The sequence below is a fragment of the Vagococcus carniphilus genome (genome assembly GCF_014397115.1).
Taxonomy (GTDB): domain Bacteria; phylum Bacillota; class Bacilli; order Lactobacillales; family Vagococcaceae; genus Vagococcus; species Vagococcus carniphilus.
Window position 1 is genome coordinate 1,121,347 of record NZ_CP060720.1, and the last position, 17,368, is coordinate 1,138,714.

17 protein-coding genes are annotated in these 17,368 nt (G+C 33.0%); 12 read left to right on the forward strand and 5 right to left on the reverse strand.

All coding sequences use genetic code 11. The annotated features are described in order from the left end of the window. Nucleotides 1-2 precede the first annotated feature (2 nt). Nucleotides 3-980, forward strand: coding sequence for a GMP reductase (gene guaC / locus H9L18_RS05640; protein ID WP_126793937.1), 978 nt, complete (start codon nucleotides 3-5; stop codon nucleotides 978-980). 51 nt (nucleotides 981-1,031) lie between these two features. Here guaC and yidA read toward each other — a convergent pair whose 3' ends face one another. The 3 genes from yidA to H9L18_RS05655 are packed head-to-tail and all read right to left on the reverse strand — an operon-like array spanning nucleotide 1,032 to nucleotide 4,062. Beyond that, the gene (yidA, locus tag H9L18_RS05645) at nucleotides 1,032-1,844 is read right to left on the reverse strand and encodes a sugar-phosphatase (RefSeq protein WP_126793934.1); all 813 of its coding nucleotides are present in this window, start codon (nucleotides 1,842-1,844) and stop codon (nucleotides 1,032-1,034) included. 14 nt (nucleotides 1,845-1,858) lie between these two features. Beyond that, the gene (locus H9L18_RS05650; protein WP_126793931.1) at nucleotides 1,859-3,214 is read right to left on the reverse strand and encodes an HD domain-containing protein; all 1,356 of its coding nucleotides are present in this window, start codon (nucleotides 3,212-3,214) and stop codon (nucleotides 1,859-1,861) included. After that, on the reverse strand, nucleotides 3,214-4,062 hold the full coding sequence (locus H9L18_RS05655) for a lipoate--protein ligase family protein (protein WP_126793928.1): 849 nt from the start codon (nucleotides 4,060-4,062) through the stop codon (nucleotides 3,214-3,216). The genes H9L18_RS05650 and H9L18_RS05655 overlap by 1 nt, the downstream gene beginning before the upstream one ends. 146 nt (nucleotides 4,063-4,208) lie before the next feature. Between H9L18_RS05655 and H9L18_RS05660 the strand changes: the two genes are divergently transcribed. From H9L18_RS05660 to H9L18_RS05695, 8 genes are all read left to right on the forward strand, one after another. Then, a complete protein-coding gene (locus tag H9L18_RS05660) occupies nucleotides 4,209-4,646 on the forward strand; it encodes a YwiB family protein (RefSeq protein ID WP_126793923.1) in 438 nt (145 codons plus the stop codon). Nucleotides 4,647-4,733: 87 nt separating this feature from the next. Next, the gene (rpoE, locus tag H9L18_RS05665; protein WP_126793920.1) at nucleotides 4,734-5,345 is read left to right on the forward strand and encodes a DNA-directed RNA polymerase subunit delta; all 612 of its coding nucleotides are present in this window, start codon (nucleotides 4,734-4,736) and stop codon (nucleotides 5,343-5,345) included. Between the two features lie 78 nt (nucleotides 5,346-5,423). After that, nucleotides 5,424-5,756: a DUF1622 domain-containing protein gene (locus H9L18_RS05670; RefSeq protein WP_126793918.1), complete on the forward strand. Its 333-nt coding sequence runs from the start codon at nucleotides 5,424-5,426 to the stop codon at nucleotides 5,754-5,756. Between the two features lie 133 nt (nucleotides 5,757-5,889). After that, on the forward strand, nucleotides 5,890-7,365 hold the full coding sequence (locus H9L18_RS05675) for an aldehyde dehydrogenase family protein (RefSeq protein WP_126793916.1): 1,476 nt from the start codon (nucleotides 5,890-5,892) through the stop codon (nucleotides 7,363-7,365). Nucleotides 7,366-7,520: 155 nt separating this feature from the next. Next, nucleotides 7,521-8,387, forward strand: coding sequence for a class II fructose-bisphosphate aldolase (locus H9L18_RS05680; protein WP_126793914.1), 867 nt, complete (start codon nucleotides 7,521-7,523; stop codon nucleotides 8,385-8,387). 189 nt (nucleotides 8,388-8,576) lie between these two features. Further along, nucleotides 8,577-9,842, forward strand: coding sequence for a UDP-N-acetylglucosamine 1-carboxyvinyltransferase (locus tag H9L18_RS05685; RefSeq protein ID WP_126793912.1), 1,266 nt, complete (start codon nucleotides 8,577-8,579; stop codon nucleotides 9,840-9,842). A 4-nt stretch (nucleotides 9,843-9,846) separates the two neighbouring features. Then, a complete protein-coding gene (gene rho / locus H9L18_RS05690) occupies nucleotides 9,847-11,118 on the forward strand; it encodes a transcription termination factor Rho (protein WP_126793909.1) in 1,272 nt (423 codons plus the stop codon). A 90-nt stretch (nucleotides 11,119-11,208) separates the two neighbouring features. Then, on the forward strand, nucleotides 11,209-11,472 hold the full coding sequence (locus H9L18_RS05695; RefSeq protein WP_126793907.1) for a type B 50S ribosomal protein L31: 264 nt from the start codon (nucleotides 11,209-11,211) through the stop codon (nucleotides 11,470-11,472). Between the two features lie 75 nt (nucleotides 11,473-11,547). On the opposite strand, the gene H9L18_RS05700 is transcribed toward H9L18_RS05695, so the two are convergent. Both H9L18_RS05700 and H9L18_RS05705 read right to left on the reverse strand, forming a co-directional pair. Next, the gene (locus H9L18_RS05700) at nucleotides 11,548-12,537 is read right to left on the reverse strand and encodes an alpha/beta hydrolase family protein (protein WP_126793905.1); all 990 of its coding nucleotides are present in this window, start codon (nucleotides 12,535-12,537) and stop codon (nucleotides 11,548-11,550) included. Nucleotides 12,538-12,655: 118 nt separating this feature from the next. Next, nucleotides 12,656-13,744, reverse strand: coding sequence for an acyltransferase (locus tag H9L18_RS05705; protein ID WP_185847482.1), 1,089 nt, complete (start codon nucleotides 13,742-13,744; stop codon nucleotides 12,656-12,658). A gap of 178 nt (nucleotides 13,745-13,922) precedes the next feature. Here H9L18_RS05705 and nadE point away from each other — a divergent pair, with 178 nt between their 5' ends. Genes nadE through H9L18_RS05720 form a run of 3 tightly spaced genes read left to right on the forward strand, consistent with a single transcriptional unit; the run spans nucleotide 13,923 to nucleotide 17,358 of the window. After that, nucleotides 13,923-14,753 (forward strand): ammonia-dependent NAD(+) synthetase, encoded by an 831-nt coding sequence (gene nadE / locus H9L18_RS05710; protein ID WP_126793901.1) that lies wholly within the window; start codon nucleotides 13,923-13,925, stop codon nucleotides 14,751-14,753. Between the two features lie 14 nt (nucleotides 14,754-14,767). Then, nucleotides 14,768-16,591: an LTA synthase family protein gene (locus tag H9L18_RS05715; RefSeq protein ID WP_126793899.1), complete on the forward strand. Its 1,824-nt coding sequence runs from the start codon at nucleotides 14,768-14,770 to the stop codon at nucleotides 16,589-16,591. 17 nt (nucleotides 16,592-16,608) lie between these two features. Beyond that, entirely contained in the window at nucleotides 16,609-17,358 is a 750-nt protein-coding gene (locus tag H9L18_RS05720) for a tRNA 2-thiocytidine biosynthesis TtcA family protein (RefSeq protein ID WP_126793897.1), read from the forward strand. Nucleotides 17,359-17,368 lie beyond the last annotated feature (10 nt).

Below are 17,368 nucleotides of genomic sequence, written 5' to 3' on the forward strand. Positions count from 1 at the left end.
AAATGAAGATTTTTGATTATGAAGATATTCAATTAGTACCTAATAAGTGTGTGGTTGAAAGCCGCTCAGAGTGTGAAACAACTGTGACATTAGGTGGAAGAGAGTTTAAAATGCCAGTCGTTCCTGCCAATATGCAAACGATTATCGACGAGAATATTGCAGAATTTTTAGCTTCAAGAGATTACTTTTATATTATGCATCGTTTTGATGAAGAAGGTCGTATTCCTTTTATTAAAAAAATGCATGACAAAAACTTATTCGCTTCAATTAGTGTAGGAGTAAAAGCTAACGAATATGGATTTGTTAAACAGATGGCAGCAGAAAATGTCGTGCCAGAATATGTAACCATTGATATTGCTCATGGTCACTCAGATTCAGTTATTAACATGATTAAACATTTAAAAACATATTTACCTGATACTTTTGTTATTGCAGGAAACGTCGGAACACCAGAAGCTGTTCGTGAATTAGAAAATGCAGGGGCTGACGCAACTAAAGTTGGAATTGGTCCTGGTAAAGTTTGTATTACAAAACTTAAAACAGGATTTGGAACAGGTGGATGGCAATTATCAGCTTTAAGAAGATGTAGTAAAGCTGCACGTAAACCTTTAATTGCTGACGGAGGTATTCGTACTCACGGAGACATTGCGAAATCAATTCGATTTGGTGCAACAATGGTGATGATTGGTTCTTTATTTGCAGGTCACGAAGAATCACCTGGCTTAACTAAAGAAGAGGACGGTAAACTTTATAAAGAGTATTTTGGTAGTGCTTCAGAACATCAAAAAGGTGAGCACAAAAATGTTGAAGGTAAAAAAATCTGGATTGAACACCGTGGTCATCTAGAAGATACTTTAACAGAAATGCAACAAGACTTACAATCATCTATTTCTTATGCTGGTGGAAAAGACATTGAAGCCATTCGTAAAGTTGATTATGTCATTGTAAAGAATTCTATTTTTAATGGAGATATTTTTTAGAAACTAAAAAAGACTGGAAAACCTTGAGAAAGGCTTCCAGTCTTTTACTTTTTATTTTAAAACCCATTCATTGATGGCGTGAGCAACACCATGTTCATCATTTGTTTTGGTTATTCTATCGGCTACTTCTTTTACCGCAGGAACAGCATTCCCCATAGCAACCCCAATACCAGCGACTTCAATCATAGATAAATCATTTTCATTATCTCCAATAGACATCACTTCTTCAGGTTTGATGTTTAACAGTTCAGCCAATTCTTTGACGGCTTCTCCTTTAGTAGCATTCTTATTTAAAATTTCGTAATAATAAGGAGCACTCTTCACCATAGCGAATTTTTCTTTAAATGTATCTGGAACTTTACTAATAGCTTCATCTAAAACAGCTTCGTGATCAATCATCATTGATTTAATAATGTTAATATCAGGAGTCATCTCTGAAACTGCTCGATAAGAAACTGGAATTCCAGTTAAAAAGGCTTCATTAATGGTGTATTCACTGATATCGCGATTAGCTGTATACATTCTGTCACAATCTTGTACGTGGAAATGAACACCAAGTTTTCGAGATAAAAGTTCAATATCTAAGTAATCTTCAAAAGGAAGAGGATGTTGAATTAATATTTCTTGAGTACCAGCATTTTGAATCATACCACCATTATAGGTAATGATAAAACCATGCTCGTTGTCTAAACCTAGTTCTTTAATTAAAGGCATAACGCCAATTGTTGGTCGACCTGTTGCTAAAACAATGTTAACATCCATCTCTGTTGCTTTTTTGATAGCTTGTTTGACTTCATCTGTTAATTTTCTCTCTGAATTGAGTAAAGTACCATCAATATCAATTGTTACTAATTTAATTCCCAATTGTGTAACACTCCTTAATTTTCTTCTTTCACAGCCCCATTATGAATTAATTGGTTAAATGAAAGTATTTGTTCTTCAAATAAAGTATAGGGTTCGTTTGTTTTTGATGCAAGCATTTCTTTTGGAAAATAAAAACGTTGGTCTCCTTTTGTTTGTCCAGCTAGAGCTGCTACTAAATCACTTGCTTGAGATAATTCGATAAGAGTACCGTCACCCTCCATCAACTCAATTTGTGTTCGATGTTTGTTTTCAGCTGGATGATAAAAGTCATATGGTAAGTCATAACTTGAATTAATAGCAGTATAATTAATAGCGTCATAGCCAACTGATTCAATCAACTCTTTAAGTTTAGGTAATTGATGCTCTGTTTTTTGATTGAATGTAACTGATTTAAAAGGATGACGATGTAAAAATCGTTTTGCTAAATCACTAAGTGTTGTATCAGGATGATCCATCCAAGAAAGAAAGGCTGTGTTTAATACGCCATCATCCAGTTTTAAATAATCTTGTAATGTGTAATCATTTTTTAAAAAAGGAATCATTAAAGGTGAGTGACTTTCAAAAAACTCAGGATCTTCTATGTAAAGAATCTTACCCCGTTTAAGTAAATGATCTAAAATGACCTCCATTCCGCGAGAAACTGGATGAAAATAAATTTGCATATACATCTGATAACGACTAACGATATAGTCTTCTACAGCATGCATGCCATTAGCTTGGAAAGCTATCCCATTTTCATAGGGTCTGATGACTCTTAAAATACGAGTTAAATCAAATGTGCCGTATTCTGTTCCAGTGTAGTAAGCATCTCTTAGAAGATAATCCATCCGATCCGCATCAATTTGACTTGAAATCAATTGCACAACTTGCGGATTAGGGTATTCCTTACTGATAACACTAGCCACTTTTTCAGGGAAATCAGGAGAAACTTTCTTTAAAATAGCGTTAATTTCAGTTGTTTCTGATGTGATAATACTAATTGTAATAGCTTCGTGATTGGTATCAAAAATACCTTCAAACGTGTGAGAATAGGGTCCATGTCCAACGTCATGAAGTAAGGCAGCACAAAGGGTAACTAATCTTTCACTATCATCCCAACCGTCCTCTTGATACGTTTCAATTGAAAAATTTCGTTTAAAATAATTACAAATTCTTCTAGCTAACTCGTAAACACCTAAAGAATGTCCAAATCTAGAGTGTTCTGCTGCATGGAATGTAAAAGAAGTTGTTCCCAGTTGTTTAATCCGTCTAAGTCGTTGAAATTCTTTTGAGTTAATCAAATCCAAAATAATTTGATGCTCCACATGGACATAGTTATGAATGGGATCTCTAAAAACTTTTTCGATAGGTAATAGGCCTGTTTCTGTCATTAAACTGTCTCACTCCAATGAATGATATCATTTCGTTGAATCATTCGGATTTCTTGTTTATCATAGTTTTCTTTAAATTCATTTGAGTTTTGATAAATATCGAATTTCTCTTTGATAGATTTATCAAAAAGATAATCATCATTTAAAACATGAACGATTCTATTTTTCATTTCATCAATTGTCATCTTAGTCTGTAGTAAATCAGATAAATTAGCCATAGAATTAGGATCAACTGGTGGGAAGCCGTCTTTTCCAAATTGCCCTTCTAAGCCTTCTTTATAAAAGTTTCGAACCATCTTTCCACGTTTGTCTTGATTACCATCAACACTTAAGTAAATCATAATGCCGATACCTTTTTTGATACGTCTTTGAGAAATACCTGCAAATTTTTTACTGTTAATACTTAAATCAAAATCACCTGGACAATAAGAATCAGTTACTTCAAAAGCATCTATTTGAATATTAAAGTCACTGAGTGCTTTCTCGATAATTACCTTCATTAATGAATAACCATCATCTATTGTGAATGAATATTTTTCTTTTGGTTGAGGAATAATAATTGAAAAATTGAGAATCCCTTCATCAGCAACCACAGCTAAGCCGCCTGAATTTCTGACAACTACGTTATAGTTTTCAGCTTGAATAGATTCAATACCTTTATCTAGAAAGGTAACTCGAGTATCTTTCATACCTAAGATAACTTGGTTGGTCATATTCCAAAAATGAAAAAAAGAAACAAGTTCATTTCCAGCATATTCTGCTAACAAATCGGTATAAATAAATGGCTCCAAACTAGAGACATGAGTAAGATTTTGTTGCTCAACTAAAATAGCATTTTTATTTATCATTAAAAAAACTCCTAAAACTGTATTTGTTACCATTATACATGAGAAAAGTAAAAGACCTAAATAAAAAGAGTTGAGTTCAAAATTTGACAAACCAGCTCAGACCAAGGAAAATAGGAAGAGATAATAATTGGGATGTAGGTGTTTAAATGGAAGAAAGAAAATCAGTTCCAGTAGCAATTAAAGTTAAAACAGAAGTGTTTCAGGAACAAGAATTAAAAGAGTATTTTTTAGAAGAAGAAGGACAAGTTGTTAGAATCGGAGAAGTTCTTTATATTAGATATAATGAAGTGATGGAAGGCATCGAAGAAAAAGTACCAGTAACAATGAAAATTTTACCTGATGGTAGTGTTCAATTGATTCGAGCAGGTGATGTTCGCATGCGTTTGAAATTTGAATATCAAAAAACATTAGAAACAAATTATCAAACGCCATTTGGAGTGATGTGGATTAAAACATTTACGAATAATATCCGAGTTAGTCTAAAAGATAGACCTTTTTCAGGCAATGTTGTGATTGATTATGATTTATATGGCGGAGAAGAAAAAATTGGTGTCTATCATTTAGAACTAAGTTTTACAGCCTAATAAGAATAAGAAAATTGAAGATTTGAATTGCATTGAATTGCTACTTATTGTATTATAAAGAGTAGACTGTGAAAGGACGTGTGCCAGTTGGAATTTAAAGCTTTCGAGGGTATCAATAAAAATGAAATATCAATGATTGAAGTGGCTCATGCTATTTTAGCTGAACGTGGCGACATTATGGATTTTTCAGATTTAGTAAATCAAATTCAAAATTATTTAGAAAAAGCTGATAGTGAAATCAGAGATGTACTACCTCAATTTTATACAGATTTAAACATTGACGGCAGCTTCATTTCTCTTGGAGACAATCGTTGGGGATTACGTTCTTGGTATCCAATCGATTCAATTGATGAAGAAGTATCAGGAATTGATGAAGATGAAGAAACGACTGTAAGACGTAAAAAACGTAAAAAAGTTAATGCATTTATTGATAATGATGCAGATGCCATTGATTATAACGATGATGATCCTGAAGATACAGATATTCATGATGAAGATGATGAAGAATTGTATGAAGATGATGAAGAAGATGAAACAAAAGAAATCAAAGAATACACAAGTGATTTATCAGAAATCGGAGCAGATAATGATGTTGATGAGTCTGAAGACGGTGTAGTCGAAGGTTTAACAATTGTTGATGAAGATGACCTAGATGAAGATGATCTTTATGACGATGAAGAGGAAGAAGAAGAAAAATAATTAGAATGAAGCTGGGATGAACGATGGTTTATCTCAGTTTTTTCGTATAATGTTCTAGCTTGAAAAGGAGTTAAAAAAATGTTGGAAACGATTGTTCACTATATTATTTTAGCGTTAAATACATTTTCAGTTATTATTTTATTATTTGGTGTTGGAAAAGCTATGATAGATTTTTTCAAAAATGAATTCAATAATGATGATCAGTCAGTTATATCTAAAAAGAACAACTCTGTGAAAATTTATTTAGGGTCATATATCTTACTGAGTTTAGAAGTTTTGATTGCCTCTGATATTATTGAGACTATTTTAAATCCATCTATTGAAGATATTTTGATTTTAGCTGGGATTGTGGTGATTAGAACGGCAATTTCTTACTTTTTAGGAAAAGAAATTGAGAGTACAGAAATATAGTATTTAGAAGCTTTAGCATATCGAATATGTTAAGCTTCTTTTTTATTTCACAAAAAACACTTGTCTTTTTCAATATAAACGCTTACAATTACAACTATACCAAAAATTAAAAATATAGAAGGAGATAGATAGAATGGTTGATTTAAAACTAGATGAAAGCTATCAATTGTATATTGATGGTAAGTGGACCAATGGTAAAGGAGGTCAACTTATGGATAGTTACTCCCCAGCAACTGGAGAAAAATTAGCAAGTTTTATTGATGCGGTAGATGCTGATGTGGATGATGCTGTTGAAGCTTCTCAAAAAGCTCTTGTTGAATGGCGTAAATGGTCTTTAGTTGATCGAAGTAATTTATTATTAAAAATAGCAGATGCTATTGATGAAAATATGGAACATTTAGCACTGGTTGAATCGATGGATAATGGAAAACCGATAAGAGAAACAGCAACAGTCGATGTCCCTTTGTGTGCAGATCATTTTAGATACTTTGCAGGTGTGATTCGTAGTGAAGAAGGATCAGCAACAGCTTTTGATGAAAATACACTAAGTATTGTGATTCGTGAGCCAATTGGTGTTGTCGGACAAATTATTCCGTGGAATTTCCCTATTTTAATGGCTGCTTGGAAAATCGCTCCGGCTTTAGCTGCCGGAAATACAATTGTCATTCATCCATCATCATCTACTTCATTGAGTTTATTAGAGATGGTAAAAATTATTGGACCTATGCTACCAAAGGGTGTTTTAAACTTAATTACAGGTAAAGGTTCTAAATCTGGTGAGTACATGCTACATCACGAAGGATTTAATAAATTAGCCTTCACAGGTTCAACAGAGATTGGTTACAATGTCGCAAAAGCTGCTGCAGAAAGATTAATTCCAGCAACACTCGAATTGGGTGGAAAATCTGCTAATATCTTCTTTGATGACATGCCTTTTGAAAAAGCAGTTGAAGGAGCTCAATTAGGAATCCTATTTAATCAAGGTCAAGTATGTTGTGCTGGCTCAAGAATTTTTGTTCAAGAAGGAATTTACGATAAATTTGTAGGAGCTTTGAAAGAGAAATTTGAAGCAGTTACTGTAGGTGAACCGTGGAAAGAAGAAACTCAAATGGGAGCTCAAGTTAACGAAGGCCAAGTTAGAAAAATTGAAGAAGCTGTTTTAAATGGTCAAAAAGAAGGCGCGACTATTTTAACAGGTGGTAAACGTCTAAGTGGTGCGTTAGGTAAAGGCTGCTACATGGCCCCAACTTTATTAACTGATGTGACAAATGATATGGAAGTAGCAAGAGAAGAGATCTTTGGTCCTGTTGCCGTTGTGATTAAGTTTAAAACAATGGAAGAGGTTATTGAGATGGCAAATGACTCTGATTACGGTTTAGGTGGTGGTGTTTGGACATCTAACATCAATACAGCATTAAAAGTAGGTCGAGGAATTGAGACAGGTCGTATTTGGGTAAACACATATAACCAAATTCCAGCAGGTAGTCCATTTGGTGGCTATAAAAAATCAGGAATTGGTCGCGAAACTCATAAAGCAATCTTAGATAGCTATTCTCAATCAAAAAATATTTATATTGACACAAATGAAAATCCTGTCGGTTTGTATTAATAACTATTTTTTGTGAATCTGTTAAAAGTTTTCAGAAAATATTGCGTAAAAATGTACAAATTAGCTAGCCAATTTTCAAAAACTCTGTTAGAATAACGTTGTTAGTTAAGTAATGCTTAACAAAATTGTTATCCAAAATTAGGAGGAAATTAATTATGGCATTAGTATCAGCAGCAGAAATGTTAAAACAAGCTAGAGAAGGTAAATATGCAGTTGGCGCTTTTAATACAAACAATTTAGAGTGGACTAAAGCAATTTTACAAGGTGCACAAGAGTCTAACTCTCCAGTTATGATCCAAACATCAATGGGAGCAGCTAAATATATGGGCGGCTACCAAATGTGTTACGATATCGTAAAAGATTTAATCGATTCAATGGGAATTACTGTACCAGTAGCTTTACATTTAGATCATGGTGAATACGAAGATGCTTTAAAATGTATCGAAATTGGATATACTTCAGTAATGTTTGATGGTTCTCACTTACCATTTGAAGAAAACTTAGAAAAAGCAAAAGAAGTTGTTGCTAAAGCTCACGCAGCTGGCGTTTCAGTTGAATGTGAAGTTGGAAGCATCGGTGGAGAAGAAGACGGAATCATTGGTTCTGGCGAATTAGCAGATCCAGCTGAATGTAAAGCAATGTCTGATACAGGTATTGATTTCTTAGCAGCAGGTATCGGTAACATCCACGGTTCTTACCCAGAAAACTGGACAGGATTAAGCTTTGAAACTTTATCAGCTATTGCTGATGTAACTGATGGTAAACCATTAGTATTACATGGTGGTTCTGGTATTCCTTTAGAACAAGTACAAAAAGCTATTTCTTTAGGTGTTTCAAAAATCAACGTAAATACAGAATGTCAAGAAGTGTTTGCAGCTGCAACACGTAAATATATTGAAGAAGGAAAAGACCTTGAAGGAAAAGGATTTGACCCTCGTAAATTATTAGCTCCAGGATTCTCAGCTGTAACAGAATTAGTTAAACAACGTATTGAATGGTTCGGTTCAAACGGTAAAGCATAAATTTAAATTTGTGAAAAAGCAACTGCTGAGGCAGTTGCTTTTTTTGTTTCTTGACACGAGTGCATGTAAATCTTTTTTTACACTCATTTATGTGGTAGAATACTAATTGGTTAATAAAAAAAGATAGTATGACGGCTGCTTTGACATAAGCAGCTTTTTTAAAGAATAAAGTGAGGAATTTAAAACATAATGAGAAAAATGATAATTAATGGTGGTAAAAAACTAAAAGGTGAAGTCAAGATCAGTGGAGCTAAAAATAGTGCAGTTGCTTTAATTCCAGCAGCAATTTTAGCAGACTCACCAGTTATTTTAGAAGGTGTTCCTGACATAAAAGATGTCCATTCATTAAAAGAAATTTTAGAATTAATGGGTGTTACTGTAAGTTTTGAAAATAATCGAATGAAAATTGATCCAACTAATATGAAATCAACTCCAATGCCAAGTGGTAAAATACAAAGTCTAAGAGCTTCTTATTATTTCATGGGAGCATTATTAGGTAAGTTTAATGAAGCCGTTGTTGGATTACCAGGAGGCTGTTATTTAGGTCCTCGTCCAATTGATTTACATGAAAAAGGATTTGAATCTTTAGGAGCAACAGTGACAAGTGAACACGGTGCGACTTATTTAAAAGCTGAAGACGGATTAACTGGAGCTAGAATTTATCTTGATATGGTTTCAATTGGTGCAACTATTAATATTATGTTAGCAGCTGTTAAAGCTAAAGGACGTACAGTTATTGAAAATGCAGCAAGAGAACCTGAAATTATTGATGTTGCGACATTATTGAATAATATGGGTGCTAAAATCCGTGGAGCAGGTACAAATGAAATTCGTATTGATGGTGTGGAAGAGTTACACGGATGTCGACATTCAATCATTCCTGACCGTATTGAAGCAGGAACTTATCTTTCTCTTGCAGCTGCATATGGTGAAGGTGTGAAAGTCCAAAATGTCATTCATGAGCATTTAGATAGTTTTATTGCGAAACTACAAGAGATGGGAGTTAAGATGACGATTGAAGAAGATTCTATTACAGTTCATCCTTCATCTAATTTAAAAGCAGTTAATGTAACAACAGTACCTTATCCAGGATTTGCGACAGATTTACAACAACCTATAACGCCTTTACTAATGTTAACAAAAGGAACAAGTATCGTAACAGATACAATTTATGAACAACGTGTGAATCATATTCCTGAATTAGTAAGAATGGGTGCTGAAGCAAGTGTTGAAGGCAATATGATTGTCATTAACGGAGATCAAGAGTTGAAATTAACAGGAGCAGAAGTAGCTGCAAGTGATTTAAGAGCAGGGGCTTGTCTAGTTATTGCTGGCGTTATGGCAGAAGGAACAACAAAAATTTCTAACGTAGAAAATATCCTTCGTGGGTATGATGATATAATTGGTAAATTAACTGACCTAGGAGCAGATATCCGAATGGAAGAAAGTGAGTAAATACATGCGCGACTATTTAACGATGGGCGAATTAGAAAATAAGACGCTTAAAGATATTTATGCTTATGCTAAGGAATATAAAATTCCTTATTATAGCCAAATGAATAAAAAAGAACTGTCTTTAGCTGTGATTCGTGCGCAAGCAGAGAAACAAGGCTTTTTCATGATGGAAGGAGTTCTTGATATTGTTTCTCAGGATGGATACGGTTTTTTAAGACCGATTAATTACACATCTAGTAAAGAAGATATTTATATTTCAACATCACAAATCAGACGATTTGGTTTAAGAAATGGAGATAAGGTCGCTGGTAAAGCACGTCCGCCAAAAGAATCAGAACGCTATTATGGTTTGATGCATGTGGAGACTGTTAATGGGAAAAATCCAGAAGAAGCAAAAGAACGTCCACATTTTCCTGCTTTGACAGCACTTTATCCAGATGAACAAATTAAATTAGAAACACATAAAACACGATTAGCAACAAGAATGATTGATATTTTTGCACCAGTTGGATTTGGCCAACGTGGATTAATTGTTGCTCCACCAAAAGCGGGTAAAACAAGTGTCATTAAAGAAATAGCTAACGGTATCAGCAAAAATTATCCAGATGTTGAATTGATCGTTCTTTTAATTGATGAAAGACCTGAAGAGGTAACAGATATTGAACGAAGTGTTAAGGGAGAAGTAGTTTCATCAACCTTTGATCAAAAACCAGAAAACCATACAAAAGTAGTAGAGTTAGTTTTAGAAAGAGCTTTACGTTTAGTTGAAGATAAACGTGATGTAGTTATTTTAATGGATAGTATCACTAAATTAGCCAGAGCATATAACTTAGTGATTCCACCAAGTGGAAGAACACTTAGTGGAGGGATTGACCCAGCTGCTTTTTATAAACCCAAACGTTTCTTTGGTTCTGCTCGAAATATTGAAGAAGGTGGAAGTTTAACTATTTTGGCGACTGCTCTTGTTGATACAGGTAGTCGGATGGATGATGTCATTTATGAAGAATTCAAAGGAACAGGTAACATGGAGTTACACTTATCGAGAGAACTGTCAGAAAGACGTGTCTTCCCAGCAATTAATATTAAACGTTCAGGAACAAGAAAAGAAGAACTTCTTATGGCGCCAGGTCATTTAGAAGAGGTTTGGAAATTACGCCGTCACATGAAAGGTGATTCAATTGAATTAACCAATCAATTCTTGACGTTATTGAAAAAAACAGATAATAATTTATCGTTTTATGAGACATTTAAAGATGTTTCTTTTACAAAAAAGTAATTGCTAAATTGAATTGACCATGTTAAAATAGCAATGTTGTATAATAACTCTGTTTCAGCAAATGACTCAGGGCAAAGGAGAGAAAAGAATATGAAACAAGGAATTCATCCAGAATATCATCCAGTAGTATTTATGGACTCACAAACGGGCTTTAAATTCTTATCTGGATCAACTAAACATTCAGAAGAAACTGTTGAATGGGAAGATGGTAATACATACCCAGTAATCCGTGTGGAAATCACATCAGATTCACATCCATTCTATACAGGACGTCAAAAATTCACTCAAGCAGACGGACGTGTGGATCGTTTCAACAAAAAATACGGTCTCAAAGACGCAAACGCTGCAGAATAATTTTTGCGTTTCAAAACATGATAAAACAAAAGTTTTAAAGACTTCTTATCAATTTGATAAGAAGTCTTTTTTTATTTATTCGGCATTTAAAATGTTAGCGGAATAGTCTAGATATTCTGGGCTTACAAGGTAGTACTTTGGAATCATAATAGCTGTTAGAGTTGTTAAAGCTTCTGAATTTGCAATAGTTGGGTTAATCATTCGATGTTCTGCATTTTTTATTGTTTTGACTTGCAATAAATTACTTGAAATATTTTCTTCATAGGCTTTTTTAGTTGCAATAGAATCAACATTTTCATCTTTTTCACCTAAAATAAGATAAACGTGACCTTTCATTTTTCTTAAGTCATCAGATGAATCAAGCTCCATATTTTTCTTTACGAATTCAAAACGGTCATCAGTCATTTCAGATGTACCACTAGCTTTTTGATAAGTTTGATAGTTTTTATTTTTGACAATCAAATCACTATCTTTTCTAAAATCTTTAACGATTTTTTTTATTTCATCATTAGATTTACCTTCTTTTTTTGCTTGATTGACGGTAAAATATTCACTTTGAGTACGCCAGTTGACTCCTGGAGCCACTAACATAGAAAAAGAAATATCTTGTCTATTGTTATCAATTTTAGGAATTACCCAACCAGCTTGACTAGCACCCCAAAGCCCAACCTTATTCATTAATTCGGGTTTATTTTTTTTCATCCAGTCAATGACTTCGCTAGCTTCATCAGCTCTTTCTTCCATAGATTGTTTTAACCAATTACCAGATGAACCTCCGACACCAGGCTTGTCCCAAGAAACTGATGCGTATCCTTTTTCTGCAAGAGTTTCCATAATTGGCTTATACCCCCCATCTTGTGTGGCATTTTGGCCCCCATCTCCGTGAATAAAAAAGACTGTGCCTTTGATTTTTTTCTGTTTTGGTGTTGCTAAAAATACAGACAATTCATTTTTAGAGGTCTGTACAGTTAGTTGTTCTTCTTTGAAATTGTAATGGTTTCCCATTAGAAATATTGTAACGAGTAATACTAGAGTAGCTCCAATACTAATTAATACTTTTTTCATTTTTTTTCCTCTATTCTTTTTGTTGTAATGGTATCTTAAACGGTGAAGTTACTACACAGTCAATAAAAAAGTTTCTTAAATAAAAAAACTAGAAAAGCAACAAGTGCTTTCTAGTTTTTTATTTGATGATACCTTTAGTTAAATTAGTCAGACCTGTAGCTATTTTTTCTGATAAAAGATTTATTTTGAGTAACTTGAAAAGTTTACTTCGACCAAAATCGATAAAGGAACAACTTAAGTAAATAACTAAAGCTAGCATTAGTTCGATTCCAATAGCGAGGAACAGAGGATAATTTGAAAATTTACTAGCCATATGATCAAATAGATTTTCAAAAATAATCGGATGTGTATGCAAAAGATAAACACTAAAAGTTAAGGGCGATAGAAATAAAATAAGTTTATTTATTTTCGGATTTTTAAATGGAATTTTTAATGCTAATAAAAAGAAATAGATAGAGCTAACATAGACAAATGGTGAAGCGTATTTGATGAACCAAGTAACATCTCTTGCTCGTGTAAAGAAATGAACGTTTGCATAAGACGTTAAAAGAACAGCACCAAATAGGGCAAAAATGGAAAACAAATACTTAATGATTAACGATGAAACTTTTAAGTTATGTGTATCTATATGAAGTCTAATATAAGCACCAACAAAATACATACAAGCTAACCAAAGAGCACTGTAACCAAGATCAAGGCCAAATGGATTTGACTTGAAAATCGTAGAAATAGTCCCTAAAATAAAGATAATAAAGAGTCCAACTTTCATTTGCTGTTTAGTTAATCCTTTAATCCCTAAATTGATTAAAGGAATCAGTAGATATAAGCCAACGTAAGCAGAGAAATACCAATAAATATTACGTGACATAGGGAAGAGAGAATCAACGATCAGAGCTGTATTTATATCGAAACCTAAAATAAATTTTCCAATAAAAAGTATAAGGTATGAATAAAAAATAACTGTCAGCCACAATGAAATTAAATTTTTTAGTTTCCATTTAGAATGAATCATTAAATAGCCACTGACTGCAGCAAATAAGTTAACTGCAATGAAACAAATAATAAGAATAAAATAAAAACTGTAGTAATTAATACTGTTCATTTTTGCACCGCTAATAAGTCCACCTTTATAAGAAAGATGTAAAATAATAATCATAAACATGGAAATTATTTTAATAAAATCGATACTGATATTTCTTTTTTCCAATACAACCAGCCTTTCGTTAAATGAGTAAAGTTCTTCATAAAATACTTTACCACAGTCTTTCCTATTTTGGGTGAATTGATTTATAATTTTAGTCATTAAATAGAGTTTGTTTTTTTTCGTGAAGTTATCGACTAAGAAAAGAGCTATGTTATAATGTGTTTTATTAAGGAGTGATAGTGTGCGTCAATTACAAAAAGAAATAATAAGTAAATTAAATGTGCAACCGATGATTCAGCCAAAAGAAGAGCTTAGAACTCGAGTTGACTTTATTAAGGACTATTTAAAAAAATATCCTTTTATTGAATCTCTCGTTCTAGGAATTAGCGGTGGACAAGATTCTACATTAGCTGGAAGAATTGCTCAAATAGCGATTAATGAGATGAGGGAAGAAACAGGCAATGAAGCTTATCAATTCATTGCTGTTCGACTACCTTACGGAGAACAAAATGATGAAGAGGATGCTAAAAAAGCATTAGAATTTATCCAAGCTGATAGAACATTTGTCGTTAACATCAAATCAAGTGTAGATAGTTTGGTAAATGAGTTCAAAGAGAATTCGAATTTAACAATTGATGACTTCAACAAAGGCAATATCAAAGCAAGAATACGAATGGTGACTCAGTACGGAATTGCTGGTGAATTTAAAGGAGCTGTTTTAGGGACTGATCATGCAGCTGAAAATGTAACAGGCTTCTTTACCAAATTCGGTGATGGAGCAGCTGACATACTTCCTTTATCTGGATTAAACAAACGTCAAGGAAGACAATTACTTCAAGTTTTAGGAGCGGACGAGTCACTTTACTTAAAAGTTCCTACTGCTGATTTAGAGGAAGATAAACCAATGGTGGCTGATGAAGTGGCGCTGGGAGTAACTTATGAAGCGATTGATGATTACCTAGAAGGAAAAGAAGTTTCAGAAACTCAAGCTAAAACTATTGAAGGTTGGTATTTAAAAACACAACATAAACGTCATTTACCTATTACTAAAGATGATACGTTTTGGAAGTAAGGTAGTTTGTTTAAATGAAAGATAAATGGAAAGTATTCATAAGAACACCTTGGTTTGGAAGTTTAGTTAGTTTACTCGTTGTTTTAGTTAGTAATTATTATTTACAGTTAGCACAAAATGAATGGTCTTTTCGTTTAGCAACAAAATTTGCTTTTTCATGGCATACTGAAAAGTTTTTATTAGGTGCTCTTGTTTTATACGTTCTGAACCTATTCATCGTGTCGATATCAGGTTCTTTTATTGTAGGAAATCTTTTTTATGGTATTGGCATCTTAATGCTTGGCATAGCAAATGCGATGAAGATGAGTTACCGAATGGAACCTATTTATCCAGATGATTTAAAAATGGTTGCGGAATGGACAATGTTGAAAGATATTTTAGGCACACCATTATTTGCTTTATTTTTAATTATCTTAATCTCTCTTTTTCTGTGGCTAGTTTATTCGTTTTACAAGTCACTTAAATTATCGGTTAATCATCAAAAATTAAGAGTGCTTACGTTACTAGTAACATCTCTATTATTGGTGTATGTTAGTCATTTTAATCAACCTAATAATTTATTGAAAAAGGCTTATGATAAAACAGCTTTATGGATTCCCTATAGTCAGAAAATGAATTATTACAATACTGGATTTATGGGAGGATTTCTATTTAATTTAAAGGTAGATGGAATGGAAAAACCTGAAAACTATTCAAAAGAAACAATTGAAAAAATTATCAATGATTATCAAATAAAAGCAGATAAAAGTAATGAAGTTAAGCAGGAGCAAAAGCAACCAGATGTGATTTATGTGATGTCAGAAAGTTTTTCAGATCCTTCAAAATTAGATGGGATAGAAGTAACGCCTGATCCACTTAAAACATATCGTCATGTAGCAAGTGAAGGAATATTAAGAGGTCAAATGTTATCACAAAATTACGGCGGTGGTACAGCTAACATTGAATTTGAAGCATTAACTGGCTTTTCTATGGCTCTTTTGAATCCTCAAATGACAACTCCTTACACAATGATGTTACCAAAAAGAGAGAGTTTCCCATCCCTTGTTTCAACTTTGAAAAATCAAAATTATGAAACAACTGCGATCCATCCTTATAACACATCAATGTATAAAAGAAATGATGTTTATAAAACGTTTGGTTTTGATTCGTTTATTGATGAGAAGAAAATGAAACATCAGGATAAGTTATCTAAAGAAGGATTTATCTCTGATGAATCTGCCTTTAATGAAGTACTTGATGTGTTAGAAGAATCGGACAAACCACAGTTTATTCATTTAGTAACGATGCAAACACATATGCCATATACTAACAAGTATGCTAAATCAGATTATGAAATAAGTGATTTTAAAGATGATACTAATCTTTCTAATTACGCACAAGATATTGCCTATACGTCAAAGGCATTAGAAAAATTTATCGAAAAAACAAAAAAAAATGACCGACCTGTCTTACTTGTTTTTTGGGGAGACCACTTACCATCTATTTACCCAGATTCAATTATCAAGAAGAATCAGAAGGAAGTGACTCATTTAACAGAGTATTTTGTTTATGATAGCCAAGATCAAACTCCAGGAATGAATCAAATAATTAGTCCTTTTTATTTTCCGAGTGTCGTCACTCAGACAAAAGGAATTAAAACGACAGCTTTTTCTGAATTATTAAGAGAAATGCATGAATTTCTTCCAGCTTTTGAGCAAGAAATGTATTATTATAATCAAAAGTGGCAAAAAGATGTTTCTCTACCTAAAAAGGAACAAAGAATTTGGGATGAGTATCAATTAATTCAATATGATATTGTTTCAGGAGAAAATTACAGTCAAAAAATGTTTAAAAATTAAAAAATAAGAGGTTCATTATGTCATTTAGTAAAAAAGAAAATCGAACATATTATAATCCAATGATGAAAGCTATTGGTCGTTACAATCTAATCGAACCAGGTGAGAAAGTTGCTGTTGGAATGAGCGGTGGTAAAGACAGTACAAGTCTTTTTGTTATGTTGGATACTTTATCTAAGCAAAAGAGACTTGGTTTTGAGTTTGAGGTCGTTCCAATTTCTCTCGATTTAGGATTTGATATGGATATTACACCAATGAAAGAACTAGTTGAATCAAAAGGATATGAACTCGATATTGTTCAAACAGATATTGCAAAAGTTGTTTTTGATATTCGTGAAGAGAAAAATCCTTGTTCTTTATGTGCCAAAATGAGACGAGGGTATTTGTACTCAAGAGCAAGAGAGTTAGGTTGTCAAAAAGTTGCTTTAGGACATCATTTAGATGATGCAATTGAAACATACTTCATGAATTTTTTATTCCACGGTAGAATGGAAAGTTTTGAACCAATGACATATTTAACCCAAACAGAGGTTTCAATTATTCGCCCGATGATTTATTTAGAAGAAAAATCAATTATTCGTTTTTGTCAGAAAAAAGAACTACCAGTTATATTTAATCCTTGTCCTGTTGATAAGAAAACGAAAAGAGAAGAGATGAAGCGACTTATTAAAGGTCTATCTGTTGATTATCCACTAGTTAAACAACGCTTTATTCAAGGGATGGAGCAAGAAACAAAAGAAAATGAATGGAAAATTGAAAAAAATTTGTAAATAAATTGTT

Excerpts from the sequence above, each read along its gene's own strand:
- guaC (WP_126793937.1), top strand. The coding sequence starts at position 3 with ATGAAGATTTTTGATTATGAAGATATTCAATTAGTACCTAATAAGTGT.
- H9L18_RS05650 (WP_126793931.1), bottom strand. The coding sequence starts at position 3,214 with ATGACAGAAACAGGCCTATTACCTATCGAAAAAGTTTTTAGAGATCCC.
- H9L18_RS05655 (WP_126793928.1), bottom strand. The coding sequence starts at position 4,062 with ATGATAAATAAAAATGCTATTTTAGTTGAGCAACAAAATCTTACTCAT.
- H9L18_RS05660 (WP_126793923.1), top strand. The coding sequence starts at position 4,209 with ATGGAAGAAAGAAAATCAGTTCCAGTAGCAATTAAAGTTAAAACAGAA.
- H9L18_RS05670 (WP_126793918.1), top strand. The coding sequence starts at position 5,424 with ATGTTGGAAACGATTGTTCACTATATTATTTTAGCGTTAAATACATTT.
- H9L18_RS05675 (WP_126793916.1), top strand. The coding sequence starts at position 5,890 with ATGGTTGATTTAAAACTAGATGAAAGCTATCAATTGTATATTGATGGT.
- H9L18_RS05680 (WP_126793914.1), top strand. The coding sequence starts at position 7,521 with ATGGCATTAGTATCAGCAGCAGAAATGTTAAAACAAGCTAGAGAAGGT.
- H9L18_RS05685 (WP_126793912.1), top strand. The coding sequence starts at position 8,577 with ATGAGAAAAATGATAATTAATGGTGGTAAAAAACTAAAAGGTGAAGTC.
- rho (WP_126793909.1), top strand. The coding sequence starts at position 9,847 with ATGCGCGACTATTTAACGATGGGCGAATTAGAAAATAAGACGCTTAAA.
- H9L18_RS05695 (WP_126793907.1), top strand. The coding sequence starts at position 11,209 with ATGAAACAAGGAATTCATCCAGAATATCATCCAGTAGTATTTATGGAC.
- H9L18_RS05700 (WP_126793905.1), bottom strand. The coding sequence starts at position 12,537 with ATGAAAAAAGTATTAATTAGTATTGGAGCTACTCTAGTATTACTCGTT.
- H9L18_RS05715 (WP_126793899.1), top strand. The coding sequence starts at position 14,768 with ATGAAAGATAAATGGAAAGTATTCATAAGAACACCTTGGTTTGGAAGT.
- H9L18_RS05720 (WP_126793897.1), top strand. The coding sequence starts at position 16,609 with ATGTCATTTAGTAAAAAAGAAAATCGAACATATTATAATCCAATGATG.